General features: G+C 43.1%; 7 protein-coding genes and 2 pseudogenes. 7 read left to right on the forward strand and 2 right to left on the reverse strand.

Annotated features, from left to right (window positions below; translation table 11 throughout):
* Positions 1-22: 22 nt before the first annotated feature.
* From IM509_RS05945 to IM509_RS05965, 5 genes and pseudogenes are all read left to right on the forward strand, one after another.
* Positions 23-220 (forward strand): annotated as a pseudogene (locus IM509_RS05945) (hypothetical protein); the annotation flags it as partial.
* Positions 221-223: 3 nt separating this feature from the next.
* The gene (gltX, locus tag IM509_RS05950; protein WP_052275986.1) at positions 224-1,666 is read left to right on the forward strand and encodes a glutamate--tRNA ligase; all 1,443 of its coding nucleotides are present in this window, start codon (positions 224-226) and stop codon (positions 1,664-1,666) included.
* 258 nt (positions 1,667-1,924) lie between these two features.
* Entirely contained in the window at positions 1,925-3,007 is a 1,083-nt protein-coding gene (locus IM509_RS05955; protein ID WP_052275985.1) for an ATP-dependent 6-phosphofructokinase, read from the forward strand.
* 509 nt (positions 3,008-3,516) lie between these two features.
* On the forward strand, positions 3,517-3,792 hold the full coding sequence (locus IM509_RS05960; RefSeq protein ID WP_052275984.1) for a BrnT family toxin: 276 nt from the start codon (positions 3,517-3,519) through the stop codon (positions 3,790-3,792).
* The gene (locus IM509_RS05965) at positions 3,773-4,030 is read left to right on the forward strand and encodes a hypothetical protein (protein ID WP_052275983.1); all 258 of its coding nucleotides are present in this window, start codon (positions 3,773-3,775) and stop codon (positions 4,028-4,030) included. The genes IM509_RS05960 and IM509_RS05965 overlap by 20 nt, the downstream gene beginning before the upstream one ends.
* Before the next feature lie 341 nt (positions 4,031-4,371).
* Here the strand turns inward: IM509_RS05965 and IM509_RS05970 are convergent, their stop codons facing one another.
* Positions 4,372-5,166, reverse strand: a complete 795-nt coding sequence (locus tag IM509_RS05970; protein ID WP_052275982.1) for a PEP-CTERM sorting domain-containing protein — start codon at positions 5,164-5,166, stop codon at positions 4,372-4,374.
* Positions 5,167-5,346: 180 nt separating this feature from the next.
* Between IM509_RS05970 and IM509_RS05975 the strand changes: the two genes are divergently transcribed.
* Complete coding sequence (locus IM509_RS05975; RefSeq protein ID WP_052275981.1) at positions 5,347-5,655, forward strand: type II toxin-antitoxin system HicB family antitoxin; 309 nt, start codon at positions 5,347-5,349, stop codon at positions 5,653-5,655.
* Entirely contained in the window at positions 5,652-6,059 is a 408-nt protein-coding gene (locus tag IM509_RS05980) for a type II toxin-antitoxin system VapC family toxin (RefSeq protein ID WP_052275980.1), read from the forward strand. The genes IM509_RS05975 and IM509_RS05980 overlap by 4 nt, the downstream gene beginning before the upstream one ends.
* Positions 6,060-6,338: 279 nt before the next feature.
* Here the strand turns inward: IM509_RS05980 and IM509_RS05985 are convergent.
* Positions 6,339-6,492: pseudogene (locus IM509_RS05985) on the reverse strand (IS1 family transposase); the annotation flags it as partial.

The raw sequence follows: 6,492 nt of genomic DNA on the forward strand, positions 1-6,492 counted from the left end.
CCTTATATAGAAAGGCATTTAGCGATTTTTGTTAATTGTTTTTTGTCTAGAGCGAACTAATCAATTAAATCTCTTGCCAGATAAGGATTTAGTCGATTTATGCCCCCCTATCGAACCATACCAAGTAACGAAGAACCTTAATTTTCTTAATTTCGAGAGTTTGCCTAGGAGAATTTGCAATAATATGGGATATCGTTGCCGCAAAAAACCTAGGAGTTAGATCGTGACAGTGAGAGTTCGTATTGCCCCCAGTCCCACGGGAAATTTACACATTGGAACAGCACGCACAGCCGTGTTTAACTGGCTTTTTGCCCATCATCACCGGGGTAAATTTATCTTGCGCGTGGAAGATACAGATTTAGAACGTTCTCGACCAGAATATACGGAAAATATTCAAGCGGGCCTACAATGGTTAGGACTGAATTGGGATGAAGGTCCTTTTTTTCAAACTCAACGCCTTAATTATTATCGTCAGGCTATTCAAACCCTGCTCGATCGAGGTTTAGCCTATCGTTGTTATTGTACCCCGGAAGAATTGGAAAAAATGCGGGAAGAACAAAAAGCCCGCAATCTTGCCCCCCGTTACGATAATCGTCATCGTTATCTCACCCCCGAACAACAAGCGCAATTCGAGCAAGGGGGGAGAAAAGCAGTAATTCGTTTTATTATTGATGACGATCGAGAAATTATTTGGCAGGATTTAATCCGGGAAAAAGTTATCTGGAAAGGTAGTGATTTAGGGGGGGATATGGTGATCGCTCGTACCTCGGAAAATGCCGAGGAAAACTTCGGTCAGCCTCTCTATAATTTAGCGGTAGTTGTTGATGATATTGAGATGGAAATTACCCATGTTATTCGTGGGGAAGATCACATCGCTAATACCGCTAAACAAATTCTTTTATACGAAGCTTTAGGGGCAAAAGTGCCAGAGTTTGCCCACACTCCTTTGATCTTAAATCAGGAGGGTCGCAAGTTATCTAAACGGGATGGAGTTACTTCGATCGATGATTTCCGAAAACTGGGTTTTTTGCCGCAAGCTTTGGTTAATTACATGACTCTCCTCGGTTGGACTCCTCCCGATTCCACTGAAGAAATTTTTACCCTTGAAACGGCCGCTGAAGTGTTTAGTTTAGAACGGGTAAATAAAGCAGGGGCAAAATTTGACTGGACGAAATTGGATTGGATTAATAGTCAATATCTCCATCGTTTAACCGGTGAGGAATTAGTGCCTTTACTCCTTCCCTACTGGCAAGAAGCGGGGTATAGTTTTGATGCTGAAACCGATCGAGCTTGGTTGGTCGGTTTGGCTACTCTCATCGGTCCGAGTTTAACTCGTTTAAGCGATGCTGTGGCTGAAAGTCGCTTACTTTTAACCCCTCTGGCTAATTATAATCAGGAGGCTTTGAGTCAATTACAATTAGAGGGAGTTAAGGATATTATCAAGGATATTCTCGCCGCTATTAGTCCCGATTTGACTGGAGAAGTTGCTAAGGGTATTGTGGAGACAACAACTAAAGCCCATCGGGTGAAAAAAGGTCTAGTGATGAAGTCTCTACGCGCCGCTTTGATGGGGGAGTTACATGGTCCGGATTTAATGCAGTCTTGGCTACTTCTTAATCAAAAAGGTTGGGATCTATCCCGTCTTCAGCAAGCAGTAAATAGTTAAATTGATTGGCTATCAGTTATCAGAAAATTTCTCGTATATTAGGGTTGACAAATGCCCTAAAATTGCTATATACTTTCTAGTATAATGGAAATCCGTGTCGCCCTGCATACCCTGCTCGTGATCGATTACTGAGGGGATGAGGGCGGATTTTTCCCCTAGCTGTCAGGGACGATCTAGAAACTTTCTTAATTTTTAGGCATTATCCGCAACTTTTCCCTAAATATAGATTTGTTAATCTCCTGACAAAAAGCTAAAGCTATGGGTGAAAAAAAACGAATTGGACTTCTCACCAGTGGTGGCGACTGTGCGGGTTTAAATGCCGCCATTCGTGCCGTTGTCCACCATGCCACTGGCAATTATGGCTGGGAAGTGGTGGGTATTCGAGAAGCAACTAACGGATTAATTAACCGTCCCCCCAAAACCACGATCTTTGATATTGAAGGAGTCGATCGCCTGTTAGTGATGGGAGGAACAATTCTCGGTACTACCAATAAGGGGGATCCCTTCGCTTTCCCGATGCCAGATGGAACCCTGATCGATCGCTCTCAGGACATCATCGACGGCTATCATAGTCTGGGACTGGATGCCCTGATCGGCATCGGTGGCGATGGTAGTCTGGCGATTTTGCGCCGTATTGCCCAACAGGGAGGCATTAATCTGATTGGTATTCCCAAAACCATCGATAATGATGTGGGAGCTACAGAAGTCTCCATCGGCTTCGATACAGCTACTAATATCGCCACAGAAGCCCTCGATCGCCTCCATTTTACCGCCGCTAGTCATAACCGGGTGATGATTCTAGAAGTTATGGGTAGAGATGCTGGCCATATCGCCCTGGCTGCCGGTATTGCGGGAGGGGCCGATATCATTCTCATTCCCGAAATTCCCTACCGATTAGAGAAGGTCTGCGAGAAGATCCGGCAGCGGCAGCGTATGGATAAACAGTTTTCTCTGATTATTGTCTCCGAGGCTGTGCGTACCGAAACTGGCGATCGCCTAGTGCAAAAGAAAGCCCTAGGAGAAGATCGTCTCGGGGGTATCGGTCGCTATTTAGCCGAAGAAGTTGCCAGGGAAACCGGGGCCGAAACGAGAGTGACTTTCCTGGGCCACATTCAACGGGGGGGCATTCCTTCTCCAATGGATCGCCTACTGGGGGCGGCTTTTGGCGTGGCGGCCGTGGATCTGATCGCCCGGGAAGAATTCGATCGCATGGTGGCCTGGCAAAATCGGCAAGTGGTCAGTGTTCCCATTGAGGAGGCGATTAAAACCTATCGCATCGTCGATCTCGAAGAAACTTTAGTCAAAACCGCCAGGGGTTTGGGTATTTGTCTAGGGGATTGAGATTAAATCTAGGGGAATCGGTGCGAGAATTAACCCTTAAGTAGGTAGGTGTTAAAAACGATCAGTTCCCCCCTTATCAAGGGGGGATTAAGGGGGGATCGAACCTAAAATCTATCTTCAATTTAATTATAACCAGCTACTTAATTAGCGCCCTTTCCCCACTGATTAAAATTACCCCTCAAATAAAGAAGTTATTTCACCATTAAGATAACTGCTGTAATTAACTTCCGTTATGGCATAAAATTACAATATAGTCATTTCAATTAAGATTGAGAATATCAATGCCAGAGTCCATAAGAGTTTAACTGGTCTAGAGTGTATCAGACTTGTCTGAAAGGACTATAAGATAAACTTCGCAGAATATACACACTCCTCCCCCCCCCGTTGTATCAAAAGCTACAATTTAATAAATCTTTACATTTCTCTCCCCTTAGTCCCTCGCCTTCGGGAGCGATGGGTTAGCATAGACTGGGTGAAAACAATTTTTCTCCATTGATTTCGGGTATCTCATGCGTATTCAATGGGATGAAGCCAAACGACAGCGAGTTTTAACAGAACGTGACATTGACTTCACTCGGTTAAACGATCTGCTTTACAAACCTTACATCGAAGACCAACGCTCTGAGCAGCCAGAACAATATCGGATTGTTGGCTTTGCGGGCGGAACGTTAACAACATTCATCGTAGAATACAGAGTCGATGAAGTCGGTGATTACATTTGGGTTGTCACCGCTTGGAAATCAACTAAACAGGAGCGCAAAAGCTATGAGGAAACAGTCAACTGAAATTAAAGATATTGAGGAAATTGCTCAACAAGCACATCTAGGGAAAGATGTCTCTGAGCATTTCACAGGTAATTTTCAGGTTAAGCAACAAATTAATCTTGATTTTCCCCCGGAATTACTAGGAAGCATAGATGTGGAGTGTCAATTGCAGAACATGAATCGTCAGGATTGGATCAAGATGGTTTGCGTTGAAAAACTCCGTGCAATTCAATCTAGCAGAATAGCCAATACTGTTTAGTGGGGTCAAAGTATCCTACGCTACAATTTAATAAATATTTACATTTCTCTCCCTCGCTTAGGGATTGACAGGGAAAGGTATTTTTCCCTGTTTTACCCCTTCTCAGGCGAACTATCCGCTTCCGTGAGGGATTTTGGTGCGGTATGTCGCATTTGCCTTTGCCTTCAGCGATTCAGATTTTAGTTTTTTTGATTGTACTGATAGTGATCGCCATTTCCCCTGAAGAAGTTGAAGAAACTTGTTTGGAAGTCGCTCCAGTGCAACAGGCAAAAAATAAAACCCCCTCAACTGACTGAATGAAGGGGCATTTATAGTATTTTTGTAAGCAATTTAGCCGACTTTTATGGCTTCAGTTTGCGCTTGAGGGTTGAAGCTGCGCCGAGAGTGCCGAGGGTTAATAAGCTGAGGACTGTAGAGGGTTCGGGAACTGTAGTTGAGATAATAAAGCTTCCACCATCCCCAGCAATTGTTAGACTAGGATTTCCCTGTAGCTTGATGTTCAAGGTGGAAAAAGTCCCCAATAACGCCACAGAACCGTAAGCGGAACGAGCACCAGTAGTCGGAGGGGGAGTGGAGGGAGAAAGACCAACGCCAGTAAAAGGATCCGCATCGGCGATGATTTTGTTCGTGGTATTGACTGTTAAACCATCGCCACCACCACCGTTACCGCTCAATAAATTAAGTGCGATCGAACCATTGCTGGGATCAGAAAAATCATAGATCATCCCGTCAAGGTTGGCAACATGAAAGATGGGATTAGTCACCGGCGAGCTAAACTGAATCTTTAAAGTAGCAGTTTGGCCAGTCTGATTAAACATTGTATAACCTACCCGATCACCTAAACTTTGGTATGGAGTATAGATGTTGCTGTAGCTGTATTGAGGGGTAGTATTATTGATTGTTGTTCCTTGCCAACTTGTCGGGTTAATACCCGAAATCGTAAAGTTAGGTCCGCCACCAGCGAGTATAGAACCCGTAACGTTCACTCCTCCTAGGGTTCCCACGAATCCCCCAGTACCAGGTCCACCGGGGGTAAAGCTACTCAAGTCAAGGAAAACTGCTGCTTTCGCTTGGGGGGTCGCAATCAGGATACTGCTTGTCAGCGCAGTGATAGATAGCAATGAAACAAATTTCATTTTTTAGTGGTTTTAAGATAAACTTCCGCATCATACACACTTCTCCCCCCCCATTGTATCAAAAGCTACAATTTAATAAATCTTTATATTCCTCGACTGGCGATTCACACAGTTGGCGAATCTCCATTCCTACAAATTACAATTGAGTTAAGATATTCATTTGATTTAAATAGGTGAGCGATGAAATCAAAAGTCAGTATTGAAATAGAAAAGAGAGAAGGAAAATATTCTGCTTACAGTCCTGAAATTAAAGGATATATAGCAGAAGGAAATTCCTTAGATTCAGTCATTGATGCTATAAAACAAGCCATCCAATCCCATTGGCATCAACAGGAAGAAGAATCCAGCAAGACAACAGCCCAATCGCTTCTCGAACTTTTTGAAAATATTACAGCCGGCATGAACGAAACGGAAATCAACAATTTGCCGATGGATGGCGCACAAGAACATGACCACTATATCTATGGTATTCCCAAAAGCGATTCATGAGAACTATCTTTGCTGATACATTTTATTGGACAGCATCCATCAATCCTAGAGATAATTGGCACGGTCAAGTAATTGCTATTACTCGCACATTAGAACAATTTTGTCTCGTGACAACTGAAGAAGTTTTAGCAGAGACTTTGACTTTTTTTTCAGCTCACGGTAGTCAGATGCGACAGCGTGCTTGTCAACTTGTTCAAGGAATAATAAAAAACCCCAATATTCAGGTAATCCACCAAACTCATGAATCATTTTTAGCGGGTTTAACTCTTTACAAAAATCGTCCTGACAAAGAATATAGTCTCATTGATTGTATCTCTATGCAGACGATGCGAGAACTGGAAATTATCGAGATATTGACCCATGATAAACATTTTACTCAGGAAGGTTTTGTCATTTTGCTATAGTGCAATCGCCCTCGATTATTAAGGTATTTAATCAAGTTAATAAAGGCAAAAAATAAAACCGGCTCTCTTAGGTTTGGTGGGTAAAATGTATTCTAAGATACATTCCTCCTACCGAGGGGGTGAAACGAACCACAAAGACACAAAGGACACAAAGATTGATCGATTCTATGTAAGTTAAACTTATCACACAGAACCTAGAAGAGCCGTGGATTGGGAGAGTTTTAGTTTGCGGGTGGTGATTCGGTAGTAGTGATGGCGGCTTAATCCTTTGCTTTGCTGTGCATTGTAGTCATGGATAAAATACCAAACAGTTCCCCAACGTGATTCTCCATTTTTTTAGAGAAAGATAGACTCTCTCTCACCAGCCGAGAAATCCTTTGTCGAAAGGTATTATTTAATCTTTCAATAGGATTAGTTTGACCAGTTTCTTTTC

It is taken from the genome of Microcystis sp. M31BS1 (assembly GCF_020245285.1).
Taxonomy (GTDB): Bacteria; Cyanobacteriota; Cyanobacteriia; order Cyanobacteriales; family Microcystaceae; genus Microcystis; species Microcystis panniformis.

Bases quoted from the DNA above. Each gene is read 5' to 3' on its own strand.
- IM509_RS05980 (WP_052275980.1), top strand. From the start codon at position 5,652: ATGAGAACTATCTTTGCTGATACATTTTATTGGACAGCATCCATCAAT.
- IM509_RS05970 (WP_052275982.1), bottom strand. From the start codon at position 5,166: ATGAAATTTGTTTCATTGCTATCTATCACTGCGCTGACAAGCAGTATC.
- IM509_RS05955 (WP_052275985.1), top strand. From the start codon at position 1,925: ATGGGTGAAAAAAAACGAATTGGACTTCTCACCAGTGGTGGCGACTGT.
- IM509_RS05965 (WP_052275983.1), top strand. From the start codon at position 3,773: ATGAGGAAACAGTCAACTGAAATTAAAGATATTGAGGAAATTGCTCAA.
- IM509_RS05975 (WP_052275981.1), top strand. From the start codon at position 5,347: ATGAAATCAAAAGTCAGTATTGAAATAGAAAAGAGAGAAGGAAAATAT.
- IM509_RS05960 (WP_052275984.1), top strand. From the start codon at position 3,517: ATGCGTATTCAATGGGATGAAGCCAAACGACAGCGAGTTTTAACAGAA.